Annotated in this window: 33 protein-coding genes; 3 read left to right on the top strand and 30 right to left on the bottom strand. The window is 56.1% G+C overall.

Annotated elements, in window-relative coordinates; genetic code table 11:
- Positions 1–5: 5 nt before the first annotated feature.
- The 10 genes from ACS5Q8_RS17350 to ACS5Q8_RS17305 all read right to left on the bottom strand — a co-directional run bounded on the left by ACS5Q8_RS17350 (position 6) and on the right by ACS5Q8_RS17305 (position 8,430).
- Entirely contained in the window at positions 6–905 is a 900-nt protein-coding gene (locus tag ACS5Q8_RS17350; RefSeq protein WP_465159241.1) for a GtrA family protein, read from the bottom strand.
- Positions 902–2,064 (bottom strand): IS3 family transposase gene (locus ACS5Q8_RS17345; RefSeq protein WP_095019831.1). Its coding sequence is split into 2 segments (ribosomal slippage): positions 902–1,809 and positions 1,809–2,064, totalling 1,164 coding nucleotides; the frame shifts between segments, so codons are not numbered across the junction. Before ACS5Q8_RS17345 ends, ACS5Q8_RS17350 begins: the two co-directional genes overlap by 4 nt.
- A 51-nt stretch (positions 2,065–2,115) precedes the next feature.
- Positions 2,116–2,424, bottom strand: a complete 309-nt coding sequence (locus ACS5Q8_RS17340) for a hypothetical protein (protein ID WP_465159240.1) — start codon at positions 2,422–2,424, stop codon at positions 2,116–2,118.
- Positions 2,425–2,714: 290 nt separating this feature from the next.
- Positions 2,715–3,779 carry a tyrosine-type recombinase/integrase gene (locus ACS5Q8_RS17335; protein ID WP_465159239.1) on the bottom strand — a complete coding sequence of 355 codons (1,065 nt, stop codon included), beginning with the start codon at positions 3,777–3,779 and terminating at the stop codon, positions 2,715–2,717.
- Positions 3,780–3,783: 4 nt separating this feature from the next.
- Positions 3,784–4,020 (bottom strand): DUF4224 domain-containing protein, encoded by a 237-nt coding sequence (locus ACS5Q8_RS17330; RefSeq protein WP_017254529.1) that lies wholly within the window; start codon positions 4,018–4,020, stop codon positions 3,784–3,786.
- An 11-nt stretch (positions 4,021–4,031) separates the two neighbouring features.
- Positions 4,032–4,262, bottom strand: a complete 231-nt coding sequence (locus tag ACS5Q8_RS17325; RefSeq protein WP_465159238.1) for a hypothetical protein — start codon at positions 4,260–4,262, stop codon at positions 4,032–4,034.
- Positions 4,263–4,304: 42 nt separating this feature from the next.
- Complete coding sequence (locus ACS5Q8_RS17320; protein ID WP_465159237.1) at positions 4,305–5,159, bottom strand: DNA adenine methylase; 855 nt, start codon at positions 5,157–5,159, stop codon at positions 4,305–4,307.
- 56 nt (positions 5,160–5,215) lie between these two features.
- Positions 5,216–5,563 (bottom strand): phage protein NinX family protein, encoded by a 348-nt coding sequence (locus tag ACS5Q8_RS17315; protein ID WP_465159236.1) that lies wholly within the window; start codon positions 5,561–5,563, stop codon positions 5,216–5,218.
- Positions 5,564–5,612: 49 nt separating this feature from the next.
- A complete protein-coding gene (locus tag ACS5Q8_RS17310; protein WP_465159235.1) occupies positions 5,613–6,014 on the bottom strand; it encodes an HNH endonuclease in 402 nt (133 codons plus the stop codon).
- Between the two features lie 370 nt (positions 6,015–6,384).
- Entirely contained in the window at positions 6,385–8,430 is a 2,046-nt protein-coding gene (locus ACS5Q8_RS17305; RefSeq protein WP_465159234.1) for a DNA cytosine methyltransferase, read from the bottom strand.
- A gap of 47 nt (positions 8,431–8,477) precedes the next feature.
- On the opposite strand from ACS5Q8_RS17305, the gene ACS5Q8_RS17300 reads away from it, so the two are divergent.
- Both ACS5Q8_RS17300 and ACS5Q8_RS17295 read left to right on the top strand, forming a co-directional pair.
- On the top strand, positions 8,478–8,993 hold the full coding sequence (locus tag ACS5Q8_RS17300; protein WP_465159233.1) for a hypothetical protein: 516 nt from the start codon (positions 8,478–8,480) through the stop codon (positions 8,991–8,993).
- 106 nt (positions 8,994–9,099) lie between these two features.
- Positions 9,100–9,420, top strand: coding sequence for a hypothetical protein (locus tag ACS5Q8_RS17295; protein WP_465159232.1), 321 nt, complete (start codon positions 9,100–9,102; stop codon positions 9,418–9,420).
- Here ACS5Q8_RS17295 and ACS5Q8_RS17290 read toward each other — a convergent pair.
- The 15 genes from ACS5Q8_RS17290 to ACS5Q8_RS17220 all read right to left on the bottom strand — a co-directional run bounded on the left by ACS5Q8_RS17290 (position 9,380) and on the right by ACS5Q8_RS17220 (position 17,583).
- Positions 9,380–9,730, bottom strand: a complete 351-nt coding sequence (locus tag ACS5Q8_RS17290; RefSeq protein ID WP_465159231.1) for a hypothetical protein — start codon at positions 9,728–9,730, stop codon at positions 9,380–9,382. The genes ACS5Q8_RS17295 and ACS5Q8_RS17290 overlap by 41 nt on opposite strands.
- Positions 9,731–9,799: 69 nt before the next feature.
- Complete coding sequence (locus tag ACS5Q8_RS17285; RefSeq protein WP_465159230.1) at positions 9,800–10,270, bottom strand: hypothetical protein; 471 nt, start codon at positions 10,268–10,270, stop codon at positions 9,800–9,802.
- Positions 10,267–10,509, bottom strand: coding sequence for a hypothetical protein (locus tag ACS5Q8_RS17280; protein WP_465159229.1), 243 nt, complete (start codon positions 10,507–10,509; stop codon positions 10,267–10,269). Before ACS5Q8_RS17280 ends, ACS5Q8_RS17285 begins: the two co-directional genes overlap by 4 nt.
- 2 nt (positions 10,510–10,511) lie before the next feature.
- On the bottom strand, positions 10,512–11,174 hold the full coding sequence (locus ACS5Q8_RS17275; protein ID WP_465159228.1) for a lambda exonuclease family protein: 663 nt from the start codon (positions 11,172–11,174) through the stop codon (positions 10,512–10,514).
- The gene (locus tag ACS5Q8_RS17270; protein ID WP_465159227.1) at positions 11,174–12,163 is read right to left on the bottom strand and encodes a RecT family recombinase; all 990 of its coding nucleotides are present in this window, start codon (positions 12,161–12,163) and stop codon (positions 11,174–11,176) included. The genes ACS5Q8_RS17275 and ACS5Q8_RS17270 overlap by 1 nt, the downstream gene beginning before the upstream one ends.
- Positions 12,164–12,216: 53 nt before the next feature.
- Positions 12,217–13,377, bottom strand: a complete 1,161-nt coding sequence (locus ACS5Q8_RS17265) for a coiled-coil domain-containing protein (RefSeq protein ID WP_465159226.1) — start codon at positions 13,375–13,377, stop codon at positions 12,217–12,219.
- Between the two features lie 57 nt (positions 13,378–13,434).
- A complete protein-coding gene (locus ACS5Q8_RS17260; RefSeq protein WP_465159225.1) occupies positions 13,435–13,662 on the bottom strand; it encodes a hypothetical protein in 228 nt (75 codons plus the stop codon).
- The gene (locus ACS5Q8_RS17255) at positions 13,659–13,889 is read right to left on the bottom strand and encodes a hypothetical protein (protein WP_465159224.1); all 231 of its coding nucleotides are present in this window, start codon (positions 13,887–13,889) and stop codon (positions 13,659–13,661) included. The genes ACS5Q8_RS17260 and ACS5Q8_RS17255 overlap by 4 nt, the downstream gene beginning before the upstream one ends.
- Positions 13,867–14,133 (bottom strand): hypothetical protein, encoded by a 267-nt coding sequence (locus ACS5Q8_RS17250; RefSeq protein ID WP_465159223.1) that lies wholly within the window; start codon positions 14,131–14,133, stop codon positions 13,867–13,869. Before ACS5Q8_RS17250 ends, ACS5Q8_RS17255 begins: the two co-directional genes overlap by 23 nt.
- Before the next feature lie 19 nt (positions 14,134–14,152).
- Positions 14,153–14,338 (bottom strand): DUF551 domain-containing protein, encoded by a 186-nt coding sequence (locus tag ACS5Q8_RS17245; protein ID WP_443693958.1) that lies wholly within the window; start codon positions 14,336–14,338, stop codon positions 14,153–14,155.
- A 31-nt stretch (positions 14,339–14,369) separates the two neighbouring features.
- Positions 14,370–14,798: an HNH endonuclease gene (locus ACS5Q8_RS17240; protein ID WP_465159222.1), complete on the bottom strand. Its 429-nt coding sequence runs from the start codon at positions 14,796–14,798 to the stop codon at positions 14,370–14,372.
- Positions 14,799–15,366: 568 nt separating this feature from the next.
- Positions 15,367–15,546, bottom strand: coding sequence for a hypothetical protein (locus ACS5Q8_RS17235; protein ID WP_465159221.1), 180 nt, complete (start codon positions 15,544–15,546; stop codon positions 15,367–15,369).
- A gap of 60 nt (positions 15,547–15,606) precedes the next feature.
- Positions 15,607–15,792, bottom strand: coding sequence for a hypothetical protein (locus ACS5Q8_RS17230; RefSeq protein WP_465159220.1), 186 nt, complete (start codon positions 15,790–15,792; stop codon positions 15,607–15,609).
- Between the two features lie 684 nt (positions 15,793–16,476).
- Positions 16,477–16,728 (bottom strand): DUF1654 domain-containing protein, encoded by a 252-nt coding sequence (locus ACS5Q8_RS17225; RefSeq protein ID WP_465159219.1) that lies wholly within the window; start codon positions 16,726–16,728, stop codon positions 16,477–16,479.
- A 165-nt stretch (positions 16,729–16,893) separates the two neighbouring features.
- On the bottom strand, positions 16,894–17,583 hold the full coding sequence (locus ACS5Q8_RS17220) for a hypothetical protein (protein WP_465159218.1): 690 nt from the start codon (positions 17,581–17,583) through the stop codon (positions 16,894–16,896).
- A 27-nt stretch (positions 17,584–17,610) separates the two neighbouring features.
- Between ACS5Q8_RS17220 and ACS5Q8_RS17215 the strand changes: the two genes are divergently transcribed.
- Positions 17,611–18,099 (top strand): DUF2846 domain-containing protein, encoded by a 489-nt coding sequence (locus tag ACS5Q8_RS17215; RefSeq protein ID WP_465159217.1) that lies wholly within the window; start codon positions 17,611–17,613, stop codon positions 18,097–18,099.
- 309 nt (positions 18,100–18,408) lie between these two features.
- Here ACS5Q8_RS17215 and ACS5Q8_RS17210 read toward each other — a convergent pair whose 3' ends face one another.
- The 5 genes from ACS5Q8_RS17210 to ACS5Q8_RS17190 all read right to left on the bottom strand — a co-directional run bounded on the left by ACS5Q8_RS17210 (position 18,409) and on the right by ACS5Q8_RS17190 (position 22,370).
- Positions 18,409–18,819 (bottom strand): VOC family protein, encoded by a 411-nt coding sequence (locus ACS5Q8_RS17210; RefSeq protein ID WP_425262804.1) that lies wholly within the window; start codon positions 18,817–18,819, stop codon positions 18,409–18,411.
- Positions 18,820–19,199: 380 nt separating this feature from the next.
- On the bottom strand, positions 19,200–19,418 hold the full coding sequence (locus ACS5Q8_RS17205; protein ID WP_465159216.1) for a hypothetical protein: 219 nt from the start codon (positions 19,416–19,418) through the stop codon (positions 19,200–19,202).
- A gap of 185 nt (positions 19,419–19,603) precedes the next feature.
- Positions 19,604–19,930 carry a DUF2388 domain-containing protein gene (locus ACS5Q8_RS17200; protein WP_275958705.1) on the bottom strand — a complete coding sequence of 109 codons (327 nt, stop codon included), beginning with the start codon at positions 19,928–19,930 and terminating at the stop codon, positions 19,604–19,606.
- Between the two features lie 104 nt (positions 19,931–20,034).
- Positions 20,035–20,253, bottom strand: a complete 219-nt coding sequence (locus ACS5Q8_RS17195; protein WP_247395624.1) for a hypothetical protein — start codon at positions 20,251–20,253, stop codon at positions 20,035–20,037.
- Positions 20,254–20,378: 125 nt separating this feature from the next.
- Complete coding sequence (locus ACS5Q8_RS17190) at positions 20,379–22,370, bottom strand: ATP-binding protein (protein WP_465159215.1); 1,992 nt, start codon at positions 22,368–22,370, stop codon at positions 20,379–20,381.
- Positions 22,371–22,450: the final 80 nt, after the last annotated feature.

Here is a 22,450-nt window from a genome sequence, read left to right as displayed (position 1 = left end):
GGGAGTTAACGAGGCGTTTCCGCGCTATGAGGAGCAGCTACCACGACTGGCGATGCAGTCGACACTGCGGCGGCTTCCTTGAAGATAAAAGTCTTTTGTAAGATGAAGTTAAAGAAGAACAGGCCGAGGGTGCCGAGCATATAGGTCAGCACTTTAGGCATTTCGAGCTGTTCCTTGGCCAAGTCGATCAGCGGAACCAGAATCGAGATGTTCAGGAGCACCAGGAGTAGATACTTTATGAAGGTGCTGACGGTGTTGCCGCCGACCTTGTAGATGAAGCTGCGGGCTAAATAGAAATAGCCCAAGGTACCTACGCTACGGGCCACTACCACGGACAGCGTAGTGGAACCTGTGATCGAATCGACTAGGTGGAAGGTCAGGAAATCCATCAGGGCGAGGAACAACGAGACCATGACGCCGCGCAGCAGTACGGCATAGATCTTTGCCGAGTCCTGCAACTTGCGGAAATGCGAAGACGGGTTACCCGGCTCGTAGACGGTTTGAATTACTACTTCCTGCAGTCTGTCCCTGCGCGCGAAGATAATCAGCGCCGCCAGTTCGAAGTCGTATTTGTCCTTGGGGATGGCCAGCAAGTCCTCATAAAAACCCGCCGGAATAAAGCGCAGTCCGGTTTGGGTGTCGTTCACGCGCTTGCCATGCACAACGTGGAATACCCGAATAGTTAGTTCGTTGCCGAACTTGGATCGCAGTGGCGTCGACTGGTCAAATACTCTACGACCGAGGACCACCGAATCGTTTGTTTCGATACCGGCCGCCATGACACGTAGAATGTCTACCGGCAAGTGTTGGCCGTCGGCGTCAGCAGTCAGAACAAAAGGCATTCCCCGATCACGTGCGATAGCTATGCCCGTTTTCAATGCGCCACCCTTACCTGTAGTGGTCAACTCATCCCGGACACGGTTTTGAGTTTTTCTTCCGTTTTCGCTGGGGCCAATCCATCGTTAAATTGATGAGGTCGGATCCAGTTGTAGTGATGCATCAGGTACTGGCTAATGTCTCTCTGAGCCTGGTGGCCGGTCATGTAGCCAGTGGTTGGTATCCACTCTGTTTTCAAGCTGCGAAAAACCCTCTCCATCGGCGCATTATCCCAGCAGTTTCCTCGGCGGCTCATACTCTGACGCATGCGATAACGCCACAGCCGCTGGCGAAAGTTGCGGCTGCCATATTGCGATCCCTGGTCTGAGTGAAATAGCAGGCCTTGCGGCTTGCCACGCTGCTCGTAAGCCACGTCCAACGCCTTGATCACCAAGTCTGCATCCGGCTTTTCTGATAACGCCCAGCCCACCACTCGACGAGCGTAAAGATCCATGACAACCGCAAGGTAGTGCCATTTCCCCTGTGCCCAGATGTAGGTGATGTCGCCGCACCAGACCTGGTTGGGCGCTTCGACATCAAATTCTCGGTTCAATATATTTGGGATATCCGGCCGCTCGACTGTCGCCTTTTTATAGGCGTGTGATCCTGGCTGCTTGCTGACCAACTCCAGCTCACGCATCAGCCTGCGTACCTTAAACCGTCCAATTTGCTCACCTTCTTCTTGCATCATCAACGTGATGCTTCGACTGCCGGGAGCACTTCGGCCCTGGGTGAACAACTCGCTCACTCGGCTACGCAGCCTGAGCCGCTCAACATCTGGTGTTCGCCGCCTTAGACGATGCGCGTAGTACCCCGAACGAGCGACCTCAAACGCCTCGCACAAGCAGTCAACAGGCTCATGGACGCTTAGCTGATTGATCAGCGCGTACGCTCGAGATCTTCCGACATCAAGAGCGCGGTAGCCTTTTTTAATATTGATTTCTCGCGCTCGAGGCGAGCAATCCGAGCTTCCAACTCCTGGATTTTTTGCTGCTCTGGTGTCAGGGCCTTGCTCTGGGGCGTGACGCCGGTGCGCTCTTGCTGAAGCTGGTCGACCCAGCGGCGCAGCGCCGACTCACCAACACTCAGTGAACGACTGGCTTCGATGAAGCTGTAGTTTTGCTTGAGCACGAGGTCGGCAGCCTCGCGTTTGAATTCAGCGGAAAAGGTACGGCGTTGTTTGGTCATCTGACACCTCGATCTGGCGAGTATTCTCGCCTAAAAGGGTGTCCGGTTTCATTAGACCACTACACCCTCTATCGGCTCATCTTCGTCATTGTCGTAAAAGTAGACAGTCGGCGCGCCGATAACTCCCATCATTTCGAGCCGCTGCTTCCTTTCCTCGGGATCCATTTCTTCGTAGTGGAACTCCAATTCGTCCATGACTGCAGCCTTCGACGCATCTGACTTGAAGCAGTCGAGGTAGTCACTGACTAAGGCAGGGTCGAAGCCCAGCGGCTCAATCCCTTTCGTAAATCTTTGGCATTTCTGTATTTTGCGTTCATTCGGCGGGACGCCGGGGGAGGGCAAAACAGTTCCCAAACTCAAAAAGCACCCCCTGTAGAATGCGGCCTGTAGCTTGATCGATTGCGATGAGTAATGGAACGCCGACGGTCTTCAGGACGTCGGCCCGCGTGAGTTTGCATAGCGGTCTTGAAAACCGGCGAACGTTAATAGCGTTCCCAGGGTTCGAATCCCTGGTTTCCCGCCAAGATTTACACGAAAGCCCCGCACTAGCGGGGCTTTTGCGTTTCTGGGGTTTGGGAATGTCGGCAGTGAAACATCTGATCGTTTCCGCATCATTTCAGGCGGTTTCCGCAACTCTGCCAGATTCTAGATCAACGAGTCGGCTTCACGATCTCGCCAACGCGCCTGTAGACCGTCTCCGTGATGCGCTTGTCCGTGTGACCCAGGAGGCGGCTGGCATCGCCCAGGTCGAGGATCTCGCTGGCGGCTTTCGGTCGGATGTCTCGGAATTGGAACTGGCGAATGCTCGCGGCGAGAATCCCGTCTCCTTTCTCGCGAGCTGTTGCAATCGCCCGGTTCCTGGCATCGTCAAAGCGCAGCCGCAGCATCGGCTTGGTCACCTGCCGCCCATCCTCCGTGACAATCAGGTACGGGCTCCGCACGCCGCGGGAACGCCTCTGCTCTATCAACCGCTCCACTAGTGTGCCTAAGTCATTCAAAACTCCGGCGGCAGTCAGGCGGATTCGTAGCTTTTTGGAAGTCTTGCCCTGGGCAACCTGCAGGAACTCGTTAACCGCGTCTGCTTCCCGCATCGAAAGCACGTCCGCGGGGCGCTGGCCAGTCAAGTAAGCCAGGTCCATGGCGTCGCGCAACTCCGAGGTCGCGACCGCATACACGGCGCTCCAGATTTCCTCGGTTGCGTAAAAGTCCCGCGGCACCTCCTTGTTCTTTCGCACGCCGGCGGCCGGGTTGCTCTCGGTGATCCCCCACTCGCGTGCGATGTTATAGATGTGCGAAAGCAGGGAGATCTCCCGGTTGGCTCTCACCTTGGCGCTCCGTCTATCCCGGTATTGGGCTATGACCTGCGGCGTCACGGCATCAATAGGGGCGTCGGTGAACGCTTTGCGTAGTTGCTTCAGGCTCAGCAGGTTGTCGCTCTGCGTCTTTGGCGCCTTTCCCGGGATGACCTCCCGCTCGTACCGATCAAACACCTGGCCCAGCAGGGCGTTCTTCTTCGGTACTGGCTTGCAGTCGAGCTTTGCCCATTCAGCCTTGGCGATATCCAAGTCACCCCCGAGCGGGATTTCTACCCGCTTCCCGTCTTCGTTCCTCCCGTCGTAGTAGTACCCAACCCACTCTTTGCCGCCTTTCAACGTGCGCACACGCCGAATCATTCGCGGCGGCAGGTCCCTGTTTGCCGCCTTTTTTGCTCGCATCGCTTTATCCTACTTTTGACAGATCCAGCGACCAGGCTTCAGCCGCGACGTTTTCTGCTGATGGTTTCACGCCTGCCAGTTTCATGCGGGCGTAGACCCGGCCGACTACCGGGCGCCTTGCCCTGGTCAGCACGTACTTCCATCCGTTCCGGTTGAGCCACGCGATCTGGCCTGACGGAATCATGTATCCGGTGATCGCCGCCAGCTCTTCCTCGGCAAGCGTTTCGCTTTGCATCTCCATGCTATGCACCTCTATACGTCGGGTTTGTCGAGAGAGCCGGCGGGCCGCGCTGTCTTGATGATGTGGATGACCAGGCCGAAGGTGATCAGCATCCAGGCACAGGTGCCGGCGAATGCGTACAGGAGGTCAGATATTTTTCCGTCCATGACCAGCCCGGGGCCGATCCAGAAGATCCAGCAACCGGTGCCAGCTAGGTACAGCAAAGCGCCCAGCAGGATCAGGGTGAGTTTCGTTGCGAACATGGGATGTCCTTGCCGCGCTGGGCGGCAGAAGGTGGGCTGGGGTTATGATCTTTCGCAGAGATCCAGGCCGATTTGGCTTGCGCGATCGACACAGGCCGGGTTTAGCCAGATGCATTCGGTTCGGTTGGCGGTGCCCCGGCCGGCGCTGATGCGAGCTGATGTGCTGTAGCAGGCCCAGCCGGGTAGCAGTTCCGCATACAGGTCGCTCGGGTATCCAGACAGCACGACCATTCCTTCTAGCTCGAGCAAGGCTCCGAGCAATTCACGGTGTTCGGTATCGTCCATTTCGTGCCGGTAGTAACGGCCGCTGGACGCGCCCTTGTACCTGGTGTCGTGCACGTAGGGCGGGTCGACGTAGTGCAGAGTTTGCGGGCCGTCGTGCGCCTTAATCACCTCGATCGCCGGTCTGTTTTCTATCAGTACGCCACTCAGGCGCTGGCCAACCTCGGCGAGCTGTTCGGGATAGGTTGCCCAAAGCGATTGGGCAGTTCCGTACTGTCGTTTGGTGTCGATGCGGAAGCCGGTCACACCCTTTGTGGCGCCGGCGGAGCCAAAGCCCATCTGGGCACGGATGATTGTTCGCCTTGCGCGCTCGATCGGTTCGGCGCTGGACTCCCAGGACAATTCGAACTCCTCGCGGGAGTAGGGGGTGAACACTAGGCGTTCGACGAGTCCTGATCGCGAGTCCTGATCCTGCAGCACCCGGAACAGGTTCACGATGTCGCCGTCCAGGTCGTTGTATACCTCTGCATACGATCGTGGCTTTTGCATCAGCACGCCCGCAGCGCCGCCGAATGACTCGACGTAACAGGTGTGCGGTGGAAAGTGTTGCAGCACCCACGGCGCGAGCCGAAACTTGGCGCCGTGGTACCGGATGACCGGGGCGGTGATGGTCATATTTATTTCCAGGTGCGCGCCCGCCGCTCACCGGCAGGCATGTAGGGGGATTGGGGTTAGATGAGTTCGGCGGGGATATCGATGACATCGCCCAGGCTGGCGACGGCGATAGCGCGGCAAGCTGCAATAGTGATAGTTGGCCCGCCTGCGATGACCTCGCCAACCCTGGCAGCCCATTGATGCCCCGGCATCCGAACATCAAAGCGCACGCGGTGCCGCAGTATCGCCAGCGTCCCGGCCTTCTCATCGGTGGCCGGATTAATCATTCCGTAAGTGCTGCCGCCCAGCGCCAGGCGAACCCCGCTCTTGGTGATCCTGGCCTGCTTTCCTTCGGCCAGGGCCATTGCCCAGTTAAGGGCTTGGCCGATCAGCTCAGCCGTATTCACTCGGACGTGTTGATTCATGGCTTATTCACCTTGTAGATGAAGGCGTAGGCGAACCAGAGGGTGGCGATCATGGCTGCTGCTCCTTTTCGAAGTGGAACACCACCGGCGCGCCGGTCTCGGCGATCAGCCCGTAGGACTTGGCCAGGCGGTAGATGGGGTGGTAGCTGTTGAGGGAGTTGATGTGCCCGGCGATCCAGGTCCGCCAGCCTTCCAGGGATTGGCCGCCCTTGCTGATGTTGCAGGGCGCACAGGCCGGCATCATGTTCTCCAACACGTCATACTCAGGCCGTAGCGGTTTGCCTGACACCAGCTTCCAGGTGCCGGCGGCTGTTTGCTTGGACAGCAGCTCACGAACCACCGGGGCGAGGTGGTCGGCGTGCCAGCGGTCACCCAGCAGCACGCCGCAATAGGCGCAGTGCCCGCCATACTTCAGGCGCACTTGCTCGCGCTCAGCTTTCTTCAGGCGCATAGAGTTCCTTGCCGCTATAGCGGCTGACTTTGAAGTGTGAGGGGTGTTAATAATTTACGGATCTAGGCACTATTAGGGGTGGCGTACCGCCATCATTAATCGAGATTACGGAATGATCACTTACTCAATACGGAAGCGGAAAGATTCTGAAGAGCACCACATCTTCGAGGGAGAGCTGCTTACAACTGATCCCTTGCAGTGCAATAACCAACCCGAATCAATCTGCAAAAAAGTAGCGCATGAGGACACCGACAACATCAATGAGAGCTGCCGGAGCGAAGACGTGGCTAGAGCCAAGGCTGCCAAACTTGGAAGGAAAGTTTGCGGCACTTGCGTAAGCCATTTATATGCGACACCTGAGTAAAGTCTTTCACGCCGCGATTTGAGCGATAGCGTTCCGCCACGGATCGTTCGCCTTGGCAATTGCAGCCATCGGCGGCGGGCTTACGCTGTTGCCGCACATGTGCACCTGCTGAGTCTTGGTGAACGGTTTGCCATCGGCACCGTGGCTGATGATGTAGTCGGCCGGGAAGCCCTGGGCCTTGTACAGCTCGGCCGGCTTCAGCATCCGTAGGCAGATGTCGACGATCACATAGGGGGTTCCCTTAACCATGACGGTGACCATGGCCAAGCGGTCCTTGGTCGTGATCGTCGGCGACGGCGAGTCGCAAGCGCTGATGTTCTCGGTGCCGTAGTAGCTGATCAGGAACGCGGCGACCCTCAGGGCACCGGCTTCGTGTTCAGGCGACAAGGTGAGCGACACCAGCGAGCTCTTGCCACCGCCGCCTGCCGTGATGGTCGGCGCCGGATTTTCCAGGCCCTGGCCAACACTGCCGCCGAATGCTCGCTCCATGAATGCGCTGACCAGCCCGTGGTGTTGACCGCCGGCGCTGACGGTGTGCAGCGGGTCGTTGAGGTCGCGTGCATCGCAGTTGCCACGCAGGTGCACCAGGTTCGCCACGGCCAACTGCTGCTGGCTGCCGGTGTTGGTCACCGTGGTCATCGGCTCGCGCATATCCTTGGCATGCGTGGTGTTGAATCCGCCGTTGGCCTGAATCATCACTGCGGTGCTGATGGACTGGCCGCCGCCGCTGGCTGTAACGGTGCCGATCGGCCCGCATATATCGTTCACCCCATGGGAGCGGCGTTTGTTTGCGCCAGAACCTTCGCCGTGCCCGGCCTGGACGATGCAGGCCGATGCAACCGCACGGTGACTGCGAGTCATGAGTGTGCCGATCGGCTGGTCTGCTGATACCGGGTGCCCGGCGTACACCGGCCCACCGGCCCCAACCATCACTGGACTGATTAGCGTCAGCTCGCCGCGATTCGCGCAGGTCACCGTCGGCAGCGGCTCGAGCGGGTCGTTGATCCTGTCGCTGCCCTGGTGAGTTGCCGGTGCGATAACCGGGCTGACCACCGAGAAGGCACCACCCTTCGGGTAGGAGGTGATGGTACGCAGCGGCTCGCCGGCCGACTGCACTGCCTCTCCCGACCAGTTGGCGATCGGCACAATGAACGGGGCCGCGCTGTCGATAACGAACTTCTTCATGCCCTTGGCAACGCGGCGCAGGGTGGCCGGGGCCAGGTCCTTCTTCCTTCCAAAGATGCTTTTGCCCAGGTCGGTGAAGTCGATGCAGTCAGCAGCGGTTTTCCACTTCTGCTGGCCCTTGACCGGGTTTTTCGCGTGGGTCGGCTCCGGCCACATGATCGTTTGTCCATCGCACCGGGCGATCATGAACAGCCGCTCCCGGCTGGTCGGCGCGCCGAAGTCGCAGGCCCTGATCACCTTCCACTCAACGACATAGCCCATGCCTTCCAGCAAGGCTACGAAACGGCGCCAAGTGCGGCCGCGCTGCTTCGGGTCAGGGATCAGGAACTGCTGGCCCACCGGCACAACTTCACCAGGTGCTGCAATTTCGCCGCTGAGTTTCACCACGCGACCGGTTGCCTTGTCGCGCTTGGCGATCAATCGGCCCCACTGGAGGATCTGCTTCACGTTCTCCAGGCTGATCACCCGGGGGCGCTTCATGCCTGCCCACTTGAGCCCGATCCATGACAGGTTGCGGATCTCGCGCTTGCGCGGTTGGCCGCCGGCTGCCTGGCTGTGGTGCGTGCAGTCCGGCGACATGTGGAACCAGCCAACGGCCTTGCCGCCACACTCGGTGTCCGGATCACCCTCGAACACGTCGGTGGTGAAGTGTTGGGCGCCTGGGTGGTTCATGGTGTGCATGCTGATGGCTTGCGGGCTGTGGTTCTTCGCGACGTTCACCGCGCGGCCCAGGCCAATCTCCAGGCCGGTACCGGCGCCGCCACCACCGCAGAAGAAGTCGACAACGATCTCATCGTCCTGAGGGTTGAAGCCGAGTCCGTATTGGGTTTTGAAATCGAAGGGATGTTTCTTCTGTTGTGCGGACATAGGTGATCCTCGCCGGTATAGTTCCGGGATCTACAGGGGAGTTAGTTATGAGTTTTTTGCTATGTTGGATTGAACAGCATCCGGGTCTGGCTTCGTGGGGGCAGTTTGTTGGCTCTATGATTGCGATTGCTGTAGCGATTGGAATTGCAAATGTTCCAGAGAAGCGGCTTAGAAAAGAGAATGTAAAGAAAATAAAAGTTTTTAAGTTGGCAATTATCAATATTGCTCAAGGAGCTCAAGTATCGATGGTGAGCCTTAGGGATGACTTGGCTAAGAGTGATTGCGAACTTGGTTCTCTTGGAACAGCTCTCAAAGTTGCGGAGGCCAATATGGCAACATTGAATAGTGTGGACTTGACTGCCTTTCCCTACGAGGAAATGCTCGTACCTTTTATAGGAATTAAGTCACAGATGGAGAGAGGAGTAGTTGCTGCTAGGAAAAATATAGAAATGAATAGTCGTGAGAGTGCGGAGATGTTTGAGCTTTCGCGAGATTTAGATTCTGCCACTAACAATATGGACTCTCATTTCAGAGAACTTAGAGAAGCATCGAAATTAAGTTAAGGTGGTGTGACCTGGCCGGACTATTTGAGATTGAGTCTTCTGGCAGATTTCGTTGATATGGGGTATTACGGGTGACCGGCATGGAGCCGGATCAAGGAGCTATAAAATGTATGCAGGTGAAGTGTCCGTAGACTCGATGAAAGCATTTGGCATTGCCATTGATACAAGGCATGGCAAAGCAAATGAGTTAGCGGAGATGTTGAGTTTCTGTGTTGCTATTGAAAAAACCGGATTACAAAGCCGGGTAATTAGCCTGTTCTACGATTCCAACAGCTGCTGCTGCACATTCGAGCTGTGCCCCTCAGTTGAAGAATTCGATGAGGTCGCTGAAGACATCAAGCGTGCAGCGTTAAAAACGATCGGTCAGTTTGAATGGTTTGGCACTATCAACCATGGCGCCCCGATTGAAGCTGATCTGGAGCTATAACCTCGTCACCTGGGTCGCGCCTAATCTCGGCCAGGCTTTGATTTCTGAATTCAAGCGCCACGTTTTCGTTAATCACGATTTCGTGGCGCGGATAACTCAAGAACGCCGCAAGCTCGTCGTCTGCCATCAAGTCCATCTTCATGATGGCGATCTGCAACAGTTCGCTGATGATCGGCACCTGGCCGCGAAGCCGGATACGCTCCATGGCCTGCTCGATACCCGGCCTGACCTTGTGCCGCAATTCCTTCTCTGCGACCGCCAGACGCTTCTGAGCAGCTTTGGCCGACCGTTCCTGTACTGATTTGGCCATGGCCTACCTCTTCTATTCCGCTGGCCGGCAGTGCGAGCCAGGTTTGACGTTTGCGTTGTTGGATGCGGGCTATGCGGCGCATGAATCCACCTTCACCTGGTGCCAGGCGCCGACCGCTTCGAAGATCTGCGCGGCGTGTGCCTCGTCCAGCGAAATCGCTTCGGGAATGGCGATCCAGCCCGAAGCCACCATCTGGCTTTGGTTGGCCTCGTCGCGCAGCTTCTTGTAGCAATGCTCGATCACGTCTTCCAGGTGGTCGGAGAGGTAGACGCCATCGGGCGCCACCTCCACCGACTTGCTGTAGCGGTCGCCGCGGGCATCGATGCAAAGGGCGCTGAGGTAGATCGTCCACCGGTGAGGGATGCCGCAGACGGCCTGGCCAATCTTCCCCGGTGCGATGTTCTTCAGCGACTTGTAATTGATCATGCCCTGGCGGCCACTGGGGTCGATGTTCACCACGGCGACGTGATTGGATGCCAGCAGCGAGCGGCACGACCGGGCAATGCGCGCCTGCAGGTTATGCGGCTTGCGCTTGCTCATAATGCCTCCGCGAGTTTGCGCAGCGCGCTACGTTCAGCCCTCGAGATCGGAGGTTTGCGGCGCTTGAGGATGGTGTCGGGATCGATCTTTTCCGAACGCTTGGCCGGCTCTGGATTGATCGCCGGGCTATCGCCGATGGTGAGCTTTCCGCCGGCGGCCAGGTGCCGATGGACCTGGCCGGAAAGCTCCAGTGCTTTCTCGCGCCGAAACTCGATGTCTGATTTTAGGTTGCTGATCATGGTCAGGCTCCTAGGCGATGGGCTTGCGCCCGAGCTTTGTCCGCTACCTCATCAACCATGCGGTTCAGTTCCAGGTTGAACTGGACCAGTTCTTTGTGCAGGTTGGCGATGTAGTCTTCGTCGCGGTAAATCGTCTCGATATAGAGCTGACACTCTTCATCTTGGCGAGAATCGAAAGACAGAAAGTCCCACCACTTGCGACCTGTAACGAACATGCAGCCCTGGACCTGCGGCATATGCTCTTCGGGCATGCCTTCCAGCCAGGTCCTGACGTGTACCGCTTCGTTGAATGGGCACTTCGATTCGGTGCCCCCGTCGTCGTTGATCAGGCCGTCTGGCGAGCAGCCGAGCCAGTCGTACTTCGGGTGGACGATGAACTCCGACGGCAGGACGATGTTGCCGGTCAACATCTCGTAGGCGTCCTGCGCTTTTTGTTCTTCGGTGTGGCCCCACTTCATAGAAGCGCTGCTGACGTTGTGCTTGGACTTCTTTGCCAGGCGCTCGAAGCAAAGCTCACGCATGTACGAGGTGCGCGCGCCCATAGGCTCGCGCTTACCATTTTTGTCAGGCTTCCCCCAGGCCACCACGTCTTTGAAGCGGCTGGCTGTCACGCGCCCAGATCGGTCCGCATGCCACTTTTCTGTGCCCTGAAGCTCCGTTCTCACTACGCAGCCTCCTCTGAATGGGACTGGTCACCGCTGGGACCGGTTATATCGGTAAAGTCGGCATCGACGGTAGCCGCCAAGCCTTTTAGGGCTTCGTGGCATTCCAATCCGATCGCTGCGCGCTGCTTCGGCTTGAGACCTGCCCAGGCGGCCGCGTAGGCGTCGATGTCCTGTTGCCTTGCAACGACCATGAGGTCTGCGAATACACCGTCTATTTCCGGTGATGGGGATTTTGGGCCGAACGAAACGCCAGCAGCGGCAGCGATGTTTGCGGCTTGTTTGGTGGGAGTGATGTCAATCTCGCCGCCGTATGAATCCTCGAATTCATCGGGCGTATAAACGCCGAGGATCACGTCAGGACAGAAGAGGCGTGCCCATTTTTTGGTCACCAAGTAGGCGATCTGTTGTTTGGGGTCTTCCGCCCAAAGCGTAGAGTTGCGCGTGCGGACCTGGGTCAGCAGAAGTTCCAGAATGCGCGGCTCGTCTTCGCCCCGAAAGGTCGCCCAAACCTTGATGCCGAGCCCTTTTTCGTCGTCAAAGCTCCAGGCGGGGACGCGATATTTTTTAAACTCGCCAGTGTCCTCATCCTTCTTGGTCTTACTGGTAACTTCGCGCATCTTCCCGATGACGTTTTCCCAAGCGCCGAACCATTCAAAGTTCAATCGACCTTTGACTGGCGCCTTGGCGGTGATCACTGCGTTAACAAGCTGCGCCTCGTAGCTCAATGCGCCGCCGTTGACGATGAACGTTTTCTGCGCCACAGCAAAGGGGTTCATTTGCCACTGCATTGCTTGAAGCACCACCGCCATGCAGTCGGCTTGGTTCCCTTTAAGATGTTTCGGGACGGTTGTCACTCCCTTCGACATCATCATCGCGAGGTCGCTCATCGACCGCATGGTGCCAGGGTCGAGGATGAGCGCGGCCGCGTTGTGCGATGGATCGTGATAAGTGGCGAGGCCGGTTTGTGCTTGGGTGTCTGTATCGGTCATTGCGCTCTCCGTGGTCGACGTGGAGTGGGTCGGCCGGCAGATGGAAAGGATGGTTAGAAGCGGGTGGCGCGTAGCCAATCGCGGGCAGTGGCGATGGTCACATCGAAGCCGAGTGCTACAACCTCGACAATGTCGTCAGCCGGGGGAGTGGCCGGGTCCACGTCGATGGGTTCAACGGATACGGCAACCACGGCAACAGGCGCGGTTTCAGCTTTCTTAACGATTGGAGCGGCGGTGACAGCCGCCACGGGCGCAGGCGCGGCAGCCTGGGCGCGCAGACGGACCAGCTCTTCCTGGTCGCGTTGATACTGTGCCTCGCGCTCGCGCTGCTGGCGTTGTTGCTCTTCCTGCTGTTCACGCTGCTGGCGTTGCTGTGCCTCCATGTCTCGGCGCTGCTGGTCCAGTTCGTCCTGCTGCTGTTTCAACCGCTTGCGGTCTTCCTCTGCTCGCTGCTTACGTAGTTCCTCGGCTTCGGCGTCGGCGATGCGTTGTTTCTCGCGCAACTCATCCAGTTCTTTCTGCTGGGCCAGCAACTTGGCAGCAGCCTCTTCTCGCTCAACGGCAGACTTGAGCAGCGCTTCGAGTTGCTCAATGGCGTTGTCACGAGCGATGGTGCCTTCGGCTTCAAATTCGCCATACTCTTCTGGCAGGATCACCGACTCTTTGACGCCTAGCAGAATGCTGGAGACGTCTGCGGCGCTGCGGTTCGCATAGGCGGCAGCGACAGAACTGAAGCGGTTGATTTTTGCCCGGATGGCTTCGATGCGTTCAGCCTCGACACGCTCGCGCTCTGCCTTGGCATCAGCTATACGCTTTTCTTCGGCCTTGATCGCTTCATCGACAGGCTCTTCAATTGCCAGCACACGAGTCTTGAGCGTTTCACCGAACTCCTTGACTTGATTCACGCGAGCCTGAGCTTCTTTGACCTTTTGCTGATATGGCACCAATGCGGTTTTGGTGGTCTTATCCAGGGCGTAGCGCACATCGCGGATATCGACGCGAACTTCCTTCGCGCTCGCCAAGCCTTCGCTCGTCGAGCAGTCAACGACCAGCTTCGCGTAAGTTGTTTCCAGGCGAACGATTTGCTCCTCGTGCGGCCGATACTCCACGATGTCGGTGACGGCGACAGCAGGGGCAATGGACTTCTTGGATTCTTCGGTTTCGCTCGCTTGGAGCGATTCTTGTGCGATTGCTTGGTTGGTATTTTTGGACATGACGATCCCTCGCCGCGCCAGGCGCAGCATTGAAAGTGGTGGGGTTGGGTTGTGCCGTCAGGCGGCAGAAACGAGCGATGCGTTGTAGTCGGCGTAAATCTTGTCGATGAGTGCCCGGAAGTGCCGGTGTTCGTTTTCGTCGATAACCCGCAGCATGAAAGCGAGGGTGACGCATGATGTGGCCGCCGCACTGGCGTTTGGCTTGCCAAGTTCGAGAATCATGTTTTTGATCTCTCCCTCGATCCAGTTCACGGCGTTTAGGTGGTCCCGCTGAGTAGCGTTCATTGATCGCCTCCTGCCGGCGGACAGATCGCCTCCATCTGCGCCATCGCCAGCCCAATGCGCAGCTTGAGGCTGGCGCGCTCCTTGATACGCCGAGCCTCGCGCTCTGCCAGGTTGTCAGCCGTGTACTCGTGGAACAGGTCGACGTGTTGCTTCTTGCCGAAGTCCGGCAAGTCCCAGCGCCTGTCTGATTCCCTGGCCTGGGCGCTATCCGCGTAGCTGGTTGGCATGCAGGCGCTCCAGGCGCCGAGCGAGGGCGCAGGCTTCGTTGTGGCTGCGGCGGAACCCCATGACCTTTCCGGTTCGGCTGTCCACCACATGAAAGAAGTCGCGGCCTGCAGGCTTCACCATCATCCGGAAGGTGACCACCGGCTCAGGTCGCCTAATCAGTCGGTAGAATTCGGCAGTGGCGATACGGGAGCGCTGATGCAGGCCGTCGACGATGTCGCGGCGCAATTGGATGCTGTGGTGCATGGTCGCCTCCAGGATGGCGTTATTCAGTGGGAAGAGGTGGGAGCGGCATCCAGTGACTTGGATCGCCGTACCAGAAGCACCATCCGAGAGTTTTGTCGTACAGCCACTCAGTGACCTGCATCTCGCCGTACTCGAACAGGCACAGGTAATCGCGCTTCTCGCCTTCTGGCGGCAGCCGATCGCTGCACTTGATCCAATCGCTCATGGCGACCTCCAGTGTTTGGGGTTAGGCGGAATCAGCGGCCGTGATTTGGATGGAAGCCATGGCAAAATTCTGCTGACTTCCTGGCCGCTGCTGCGTCAATTAGGGTTTGGTGATAGCCCAGGTGGATGTGCTTCCTGTCTACGACTATCGTGGCTTGGAACCGGCTGTAACGGCGGAGGAACACAACCCCATGCAATCCGCTGGTGTTGCGGTGCGAAAGCCTCATGTTCCGGTTGTTTTCGGTAATCGTTACAGCACGCAGGTTGGCGGCACGGTTGTCCCGGCGATCGCCATTTATGTGGTCTATCTGCATGCCATCTGGGATGGGCCCGTGGTGCAGCTCCCAAACTAGCCGATTGGTGCGGAATTGATTTCCGCCCACTCGTATCACCTCATAACCGTCGCTATTCACCGATCCAGCACGCTTTCCGGCGTATTTCCTGTTCCAGCGATCAAGCATTTCGGGGCGGCTAACTTGATGTGTCGTCCTAGGCTTCCAGTACATGGCGCCGTCTGCGGGGTCGTAACGGAGCAAACAAATAACGTAGGAGCTGCTTATGCTCATCTGCACCTCTGATCTGGTAGGGCGGAGGGGGTGACGGGTAGGGGCGAGAGGGTGAGTGCCGTCTTTCCGGCTGTCAGAGATAGAGTTGTCGACGCTTCCCACGCCGTCGGTTAATGGCACCGAACGCCTTGATGCAGAAGGCCGGACGCGATCCCGGCGAGAGCGGACCCTTTCGGGACGACCGCTCGGAGAGGCTAACCACGCATAGCTGGCGCCCTATTAACCTGCGTTTCTCCAGGGCCGCCTAAGCGTTCAACCCAGCTTTCAACGTCGCTTCTGCATCGGATATCGCTCGAATCCCTCCGAGTGTTGCCCGTCTTCGCCGCGACAAAATCCGCTCAGGCTCGGGACAAGGTGGGCACCCTGCTATCACGACAGAGGGCCGAGCGATATCCGATACAGCCTGCGCTTCGGCGCGCAGGTGACCGGGCAGTTAACGACAGGCTGTCGTGGCGCTGGTTGTTCAGCCTTCGTAACCCGGTTTTTCACCGAGCTGCTTCAACTTCTCCGCCTGAAAAGCCTTTGCCAAGCCGAAAGCCTGGGCGGAAATTGTTTCCGCTGGACGTTCATCTTTGCTGGCGAGAAGGCCAACGATTGCTGCCACCGCGTAGCCTTCAATGTCTTCGTATTCGGTTCTGGTCATGGTCTTGCTCCGGGTTGATTTCCCGTCAGGCCCTTTTGCGAGGGCCTGCCAGTGAAAGCGTCATGCCGCGAACAGCTCTTGCTGGGCCGGTTTCGGCATCAAAAAAGCCACCATCTTTTCGCTCGGCCATTCGGTCACATCGATCCAGTCTTGGTGCCCCTGCTTTATCTCGACCGGGTGAAGCCAGCGGCCTCGCTGCTTGTCCGGGCTGATGCAGAACTTGAACCCTTGGTCTTTCAGGTGCATCGCTCATTCCTCCGTTGATTTCCAATGCCGCCTCATCGAAGCGGCATCAGTAAATCTGTGGATCCCAGGCCCGCTACTGGCGACAGCCTGGGTTTGTTGCGTCAGCGGTGTGGCCCGTTGCCCGCTGCTGATTGCAGGGCTGGCCGGTCGTCTTCGTGGGTGGGCGGCGAGCTTCCTCCTCACGGCGTCAAACAGCATCTGTTCGCCATGGATCTCAGGTCCCTACAACATGCACGCTACAGCTCTGAGTGCCCGGCTGAGTGGGGCAGGGTGCATGAGGTCCGGCGTTCCCAGCCGAGGCTATCGGGATCGCTAATTCAAATCTTTTGGAGCTGGCCGTGACCCGCTACTGGCGTCGGTCACTGGTTTGACTCAAATGTTCTTCCAGCCGCGGGCCTTTCGGCTTGTTCTCCCGCTGGATAACTGTTCTTGGCGCTTTACGCTGCACGCCCGGGTCAGTTGCCAACCCTCTGAACCGTTTAGGCCGGTTCATCGCTGCCTTTGAATCTGGGCCGGTGGTGATCCGGCAAGGGGTGTCGCTAAAGAGCGGCGAGCTTTTGGCTATGGCGATTCGCGGTGGCGTCTCGATGGATGTAAATATAGGTAATCCCATATTTGTCGTCAATGGGTATTCCCATATTTTTTATAGGAGGCGATAAAAAACCCGCTCAGTGGCGGGCTCATTTACGCGTCGAAGTACTCGTGCCAACCGATCCTGACTACGCCACCTTCCAAGTGCTCAATCCGTACACCGGCGGTTTCACTGATCTCATCAAGCAGTCGCTTCCAGTCCTCAGGGCTTTCGTGATCCAGTCTCGCCACCGTCACTGCTTGCACCTTTTGAACACCTGGCGCGGCAATCAGCGCTTGCAGGCGCCGACCTGTGGCTTCGTAGGAAGAGGTCATTTGCGAGGTAGAAAAAGCAGGGTGAGACATGTGGCATTCCTTACTGTAACTGTATGTATATACAGTATTTGTGCCGCCAGATAATGGCAAGGAAGAATTGAATTGCCTTTAGGGTGCGTGTAAATAATTCGCACAGACGCTTTGCTTGGGGTATGAAAAAGCCCGCTCTCGGCGGGCTTGAACTCAACTGGAGCGCTACGCGTCCGGGGCTACGATATGAATCTCTCCGATTAGGTCGCTCACCGAGCGGATATTATCGCGCGCATCTGATGCTTCGGATTCTGAGCCGAAGGGTCCGACCGCCACAAATTTCGCTGACCCTTTCGTGGTAGGGAGGCCCAGGCGCTTTACTGACCGGGTCGCCTCTGCGTGCGCCCACGGCTCGCACTCCACTCGTACAGTCCATCCTGATGTCAAAGGTGCTTGTGCAGATGGCGATGGCAGCACGTCACCACCGCAATGCTTGCACTTGATAGCGGCTTTTTTGATGGTCTCAGCACAGAGCGGGCAGGGTCGAGTATCTGTCTCAGTCGCGGCTTGCAGTGCATAGGATTTGCCGCCGAGCAGCACCATAAGCAACCCAGCGAGCGCGATCATGCCGCCGACAATAGTGTGCATCTGGCGGTCCGCAATGAGACCCAAGTTGTTCACCCGGCCGCCGGCGCCAGTCGACACGGACACATCCATGCTCAGCGCGAAGATCAGCCAGCAGACGCCGACGATCAGCGCGAACGTCCCAAATCCTTTCATTGGATCCCTCCCGTAATTGAGCCCGCACTTTACCATTCGTGGCGTACAGCCACCATTGGAGGAGAGGGCGGCAGGAGTGGGTGCGTGAAAAATCAGCACAAAGGGTTTGATTGACGGTCTGGCGGTGTTGATCATGAAGCACTTAATCAGAATGGAGCAGTTATGACTCGGGTATGGAAGATCTCAGCATTTGTCTTATTTGGGCTTGTCGGCTCCTGCACGATGACGGGACCAAAATTCACACCACTCGAAAACTTGGATTCTCAACACGGCGTGATCTACGTGTACAGGCCCAGTAACTACGATATGGGCCTAATGTCCGCCTTGATTTCTTTGGATGGAAAGCAGATAGCTTCTCTGGAGAACGGTGGTTACGTAGCTGTGCCAGTTGCACCTGGCGAGCACACGATTACTCAGAAATGGAAAGCTGGAATATTGGGGAACTCCGATCTTGAGGGCGGCACCACGACCACTGTAGTCGACGTCAAAAGCTCAGATGCCTCCTACGTCAGCCTCACATCCAGCAGTACGAGAGTGCAGGCAAAACGATTCAATGCTGTTGCGGTTGAGCTGAAGTGGCAGCTCAATAAAGTCTCTGCCAATCAGGCATTGCCCGAGATTTCTCAATGTAGAAAGGTTGAGGCGATCTAGCTCCAATCGGCCCGCGATAACGAAAGCCAAATTACGGACAAAAAAAGCCCGCTTGTGGGCGGACCTAAAGGGAATTCTTCAAATGAGTAGGGCAACTTTGCGCTCTGTCCTGTAAATGTCAGGTGAAAAGGATGTCGCTAAAGCAGAAAACCCGCACGAGGCGGGCTCTCTGTAATACTTGGGGCGCTGATCCCTCAGCGCTGCCAGTTTGCAATCACGCGGATTGCCAGCTCAATGGTGGCACGACGAAGGGCAGACACAAGAAGCCCGGCGCTGGGCCGGGCTTCAAGCAAACACCGAGAGTCGCATCTACCCGGGCAAGTGCAAATCGCCACGATGGACTATGTGCACTTTATTACCGTCCGGGTCACGCAGGTAAGCGCCATAGTAGCCGTCCCCATAGTGCGGGCGTGGCCCTGGTGAGCCTGTATCAACACCGCCATTGCTAAGGCCTGCGGCGTAGGCTTCATCCACAGCGTCTGCATGTGGCGCGGAAAAAGCCACCATGCTGCCATTTCCCGCCTCGGCCTCTTTGAGATCGTAAGGGCAGTAAACATAAAAGCGAGGCAAGGGCCTGTTGGGGTTAACCCAGCATGCGGAGGCAGGCCCTCCATCGGGGGTTACAACCCGGCGGCATAGCCCAAGAGGGATCAATATGGCGTCATAAAACGCGGCAGCCTGATCAAGATCGTTTGTTCCAACGGTGATGTGACTGAACATCCGCGACTCTCCATCACTTTTGATGCGGGAACTCCATCGTGCCATTTTGCAGATAGAGGCGTACAGCCACCATTGGTCGCCCATCGTTCCATCATACTGAACGACCCCTGCAACCTGGCCCATACTCCCGTATATGATCATTAGGGGCTATCAATGAGAGAGGCACAGCGGGGCCTGGCCCTCACAGGCTGGCGCGAGCTTTCTGCACTGGCTGGAAGTCGAATGGACGCAGAGGTTAAATACTTCGAATTGCTGAGGCGGGCTGACGCCATGGAGCGAGCCGACCTCATCACAAGTGATGAGTGGAGAAGGCTTGTGCAGCACGCCGGAGCATTGCTTTGCAGCACTGCACAATGTATGGGCGGGCCGGGGTAGAGTGGTCAATCCGGCTCCTGCGCCTTCAGTCTGGCCAGGCCCTGCTTGATATGCCCGGCGTTCTCCCCGATCGCCTCCAGGGCGCCTCGGACGTTCTGGCCTGCATCCGCATGGCCTTGGCTTTCGACGAGCAACGTCAACTCCATCAGCGCAGCCTCAAGGGCGAGCTGGTTCTCGTAGATTCTTTCAAGGGTGTCGGTGAGGGAGTATTCGGGGGAAGGCATGGCTCTGTCTCCATAGAGGGCATGGAAAGCGTAGCAGCAGGCAAAAAAAAGCCCGCTTGTGGGCGGACCTAAAGGGAATTCTTCAAAGGAGTAGGGCGACTTTGCACTCTGTCCTGTAAAAGCCAGGTGAAAAGGATGTCGCCGAAACGAAAGGTATGGTGTGGTGGCTGGCTTGAAGGTCGCTTTCAGAATGATGTAGCTATCGACTGGGCCAGTTGCATGTCTGACATGAGCGGAGAAGGATAGGTCGACTGGTAGTATCTGGACGCCTGCTCAAACTCCGCGCCGCGAATCTCCCCGTCCGAACCGATGAAGGCCAGAGCGTCAGTCTTGGCTGACTTGAAAATCTCAGGCGGCTCGGTCGTGAGGGATGTGGTCGCCCCAATTAAAATGGTTGGCGCGGAAATTGTGAGAAATATCGCGGCAGCGATAGGGTTGGCGCCATCACCTGATACGGCCTGAGTGCTGACAGATGCCAGTAGGGCGATCGCCAGTGTCTTCCATGAGTCCATTCTTCGAAGCTTCCATTGCATTCAGAGTGCGCCACCTTAGCAGAGTAGAGTTCTGATCGGGGGGCAGTACAAGAAGCCCGTCCAATTGCATGGCCTTAATGAAGTCAGTGGGGTACAGGAGAAAATAGAGCCCTTGCGGCGTCGTCCAGGCGAGCTTCTACCTCAATCAGTTCGGCTTCCTTGATATCAATCGCGCTTTTGTAGGCGCATGCCGTGAGCTGCAGCACCTCAAGGTCGGAAATCTTCGCAAGCTCATCTCTCAGGTCGGGACGCTGGGACAGCAGAAGCGTTCGAATCTCTTCTGCGGTTTTCGACTTTTCCATTGGTATTCCCTCCATATCTCAACCCAAGTTTAACCCATGAGAATGCGTAGTAATGGCCGCCGATCGCCAGATTGCTGAAGGGAAGGGCAGATACAAGAAGCCCGGCGCTGGGCCGGGCGTAATCTTTAGTGAGTTGGCGAATGCAGATGCTTCAAAAGATCTTCTTTCGAGCTTTCAAGCGTGTCACGCTGAGTTTGAAGAGTCGATAAAAGATAGTCGTTTGCAATTCGGAATTCTTCAATAATGGTTTGCCAGGTTTTCACGTATTTTTTGATGGGGCCGCCGCCTACCAGGCCGGGATCATTTCGTCCCGCAACCTGCTCGAGCCTTTCGGAAATGTCATAGTCGTTTGGGGATATCTTTCGACCTAACAGTATAATCTCGTAGCGAGTTTGAATTCCATTGAACTGCGGATGCTTTGCGAGAATTCCCGCATAGTCATCAATCTGGCGAAGATGCTTTTTGTTGAGAGCGATACTTGGTCTTTTTATTTCTATAATTACGCATCTGAAGTACGGTTGATTATTGTACGAGTCATACTGCATGTTGCGTCTGACTAGGAAGAGATCTACTTGTCGATTGGCACCTGACAGATTAGCTCCGTCGTCGACATCGTCATCAAGTACTTCATTTATACCTGCAATCGAGTTGCGAAGATTTTCAGCAATGACAGTAAAAGTGGTTTCTTCAGCTCCGATAGTTTCGTACTGATTTCCAAACAGCCAGGTGTTAGCCTCTATAACTCCTTGGAGATCTGGAGTCTCAAGGGTCTCGTTATAATGATTAAGCATTATTTCGGATATGCGAGAGATTGCTGCTTCCCGCTTCTGAAGCTTTTCAATAGTCTGAATAATATTATTCAATTTTGCGGTTTTAATTTGATCGGAAAATAGCTGCATAGACGCCTCGTCTAAATCAAGTATGCCCTCAAGCACATCGAATATGGCGTCATTTTCATTGGATACAGATATTTTGTCCAATAACCTTATTATTATTTTCCTTTGTCTTTTATTACTATCCTTAAATATTCTTGGCTCTGAAATTATTATGATTCTGAGGATGCCCTTCAAGTTCCCTAAGCGCCACTCTGAGTAACTTTTTCCTAACTCGCTATAGTCTGGGAAATCACCATCATCTATCAGCTTCTGGATCTGTTCGTCAGCCTGACCAACCAAATATGATTTATAGTGCTCTTGGGCGAATGCGCCAACCTCTTTTTGAAGAGCCTTCCATACTTTAGAATGCTGCATACTGCGCATATCTAAAGACTGGCCGTTTTCATCCTCTGAAAATTCGTCAAACCAAGAGGATAGTACCGATAGCGTCGTATGGTAATTCGGCTTTTTGTTAAGACTGCTCGGCGCATGATAAATAACATTTTCGGAGCTGCTTCTATAATATGTATACGACCTCTCCGATGCCGGCTTATCTCGCCAATGTATCAGTCTTAATTTAAACTCACTGCCTTCGATTGTGAAAGATGTGTCGCTACATGAGTGCTCTGGTGGCGTTACAATGTGGCCATTAAAAATAAGCTGTTTGCTAGGGTTCAACGCAAGATACCACCCAAACTCTAGTGAAAGCTGATTGGTTAGGGCGGCTTGGCTAGGGAAATAGCCGATGAACTCTAAGAGTTCAACACATGTTCCGGAAGTGCTATTTGCCAAAAGTGCATTTTGCTCACTTGCAGGAATTGTTGTGCCTTTCACACTGCTCAGAGAGCTGCTGCTTATCTCAATCCTTGCATTTTCATCTTTGAATTTCGTGTACCAGATTGCCCTGTTGCATATTCTATGAAAAGCGAGTCGCCCTATGCCCTTTTCCCCGTGCACGTCGTGGGATTTCTTTTTTAGTGAGTCACGGAATCTAAGGAAGTTGTCATCAGGGCGAGTAAAGTCGATTCCAGCGCCGTCATCTAAAACAGTAATGGACTCTGTAGCATTCAGGCCGGTGTCTCTTGTTGTAACTGAGATGTTGTCCGCATTCGCATCAAAACCGTTCCAGATTAGCTCGACTAGCGGGCTCCAAGGCTCTAAAGACTTGCTGAAGTTGTTTCGAATGCCGGCATCAGTAATCTTAGTGTTTCCAGAAAAATCATTTGCCTTGAATGCGGACACCATAAATATTCCTTGTTAGCCCTTGAGGCGGTTCCATGAGAGTTAGTGGCTTGTTTAAGTTCGATGGTTTTTTTCGGCTC

It is taken from the genome of Pseudomonas sp. PAMC25584 (assembly GCF_058135675.1).
Note: the sequence above shows the minus strand (reverse complement) of the source record. Positions and strands in the feature narration are given on the sequence as shown.

Bases quoted from the DNA above. Each gene is read 5' to 3' on its own strand.
- ACS5Q8_RS17260 (WP_465159225.1), bottom strand. From the start codon at position 13,662: ATGAACGCTACTCAGCGGGACCACCTAAACGCCGTGAACTGGATCGAG.
- ACS5Q8_RS17270 (WP_465159227.1), bottom strand. From the start codon at position 12,163: ATGACCGATACAGACACCCAAGCACAAACCGGCCTCGCCACTTATCAC.
- ACS5Q8_RS17265 (WP_465159226.1), bottom strand. From the start codon at position 13,377: ATGTCCAAAAATACCAACCAAGCAATCGCACAAGAATCGCTCCAAGCG.
- ACS5Q8_RS17305 (WP_465159234.1), bottom strand. From the start codon at position 8,430: ATGTCCGCACAACAGAAGAAACATCCCTTCGATTTCAAAACCCAATAC.
- ACS5Q8_RS17230 (WP_465159220.1), bottom strand. From the start codon at position 15,792: ATGCACCTGAAAGACCAAGGGTTCAAGTTCTGCATCAGCCCGGACAAG.
- ACS5Q8_RS17210 (WP_425262804.1), bottom strand. From the start codon at position 18,819: ATGTTCAGTCACATCACCGTTGGAACAAACGATCTTGATCAGGCTGCC.
- ACS5Q8_RS17300 (WP_465159233.1), top strand. From the start codon at position 8,478: ATGAGTTTTTTGCTATGTTGGATTGAACAGCATCCGGGTCTGGCTTCG.
- ACS5Q8_RS17235 (WP_465159221.1), bottom strand. From the start codon at position 15,546: ATGACCAGAACCGAATACGAAGACATTGAAGGCTACGCGGTGGCAGCA.
- ACS5Q8_RS17315 (WP_465159236.1), bottom strand. From the start codon at position 5,563: ATGAATCAACACGTCCGAGTGAATACGGCTGAGCTGATCGGCCAAGCC.
- ACS5Q8_RS17320 (WP_465159237.1), bottom strand. From the start codon at position 5,159: ATGACCATCACCGCCCCGGTCATCCGGTACCACGGCGCCAAGTTTCGG.
- ACS5Q8_RS17195 (WP_247395624.1), bottom strand. From the start codon at position 20,253: ATGGAAAAGTCGAAAACCGCAGAAGAGATTCGAACGCTTCTGCTGTCC.
- ACS5Q8_RS17225 (WP_465159219.1), bottom strand. From the start codon at position 16,728: ATGTCTCACCCTGCTTTTTCTACCTCGCAAATGACCTCTTCCTACGAA.
- ACS5Q8_RS17215 (WP_465159217.1), top strand. From the start codon at position 17,611: ATGACTCGGGTATGGAAGATCTCAGCATTTGTCTTATTTGGGCTTGTC.
- ACS5Q8_RS17205 (WP_465159216.1), bottom strand. From the start codon at position 19,418: ATGCCTTCCCCCGAATACTCCCTCACCGACACCCTTGAAAGAATCTAC.
- ACS5Q8_RS17310 (WP_465159235.1), bottom strand. From the start codon at position 6,014: ATGCGCCTGAAGAAAGCTGAGCGCGAGCAAGTGCGCCTGAAGTATGGC.
- ACS5Q8_RS17220 (WP_465159218.1), bottom strand. From the start codon at position 17,583: ATGATCAACACCGCCAGACCGTCAATCAAACCCTTTGTGCTGATTTTT.
- ACS5Q8_RS17250 (WP_465159223.1), bottom strand. From the start codon at position 14,133: ATGCACCACAGCATCCAATTGCGCCGCGACATCGTCGACGGCCTGCAT.
- ACS5Q8_RS17255 (WP_465159224.1), bottom strand. From the start codon at position 13,889: ATGCCAACCAGCTACGCGGATAGCGCCCAGGCCAGGGAATCAGACAGG.
- ACS5Q8_RS17335 (WP_465159239.1), bottom strand. From the start codon at position 3,779: ATGCGAGCAAAAAAGGCGGCAAACAGGGACCTGCCGCCGCGAATGATT.
- ACS5Q8_RS17285 (WP_465159230.1), bottom strand. From the start codon at position 10,270: ATGAGCAAGCGCAAGCCGCATAACCTGCAGGCGCGCATTGCCCGGTCG.
- ACS5Q8_RS17290 (WP_465159231.1), bottom strand. From the start codon at position 9,730: ATGGCCAAATCAGTACAGGAACGGTCGGCCAAAGCTGCTCAGAAGCGT.
- ACS5Q8_RS17200 (WP_275958705.1), bottom strand. From the start codon at position 19,930: ATGGACTCATGGAAGACACTGGCGATCGCCCTACTGGCATCTGTCAGC.
- ACS5Q8_RS17280 (WP_465159229.1), bottom strand. From the start codon at position 10,509: ATGATCAGCAACCTAAAATCAGACATCGAGTTTCGGCGCGAGAAAGCA.
- ACS5Q8_RS17330 (WP_017254529.1), bottom strand. From the start codon at position 4,020: ATGGAGATGCAAAGCGAAACGCTTGCCGAGGAAGAGCTGGCGGCGATC.
- ACS5Q8_RS17240 (WP_465159222.1), bottom strand. From the start codon at position 14,798: ATGCTTGATCGCTGGAACAGGAAATACGCCGGAAAGCGTGCTGGATCG.
- ACS5Q8_RS17295 (WP_465159232.1), top strand. From the start codon at position 9,100: ATGTATGCAGGTGAAGTGTCCGTAGACTCGATGAAAGCATTTGGCATT.
- ACS5Q8_RS17245 (WP_443693958.1), bottom strand. From the start codon at position 14,338: ATGAGCGATTGGATCAAGTGCAGCGATCGGCTGCCGCCAGAAGGCGAG.
- ACS5Q8_RS17325 (WP_465159238.1), bottom strand. From the start codon at position 4,262: ATGTTCGCAACGAAACTCACCCTGATCCTGCTGGGCGCTTTGCTGTAC.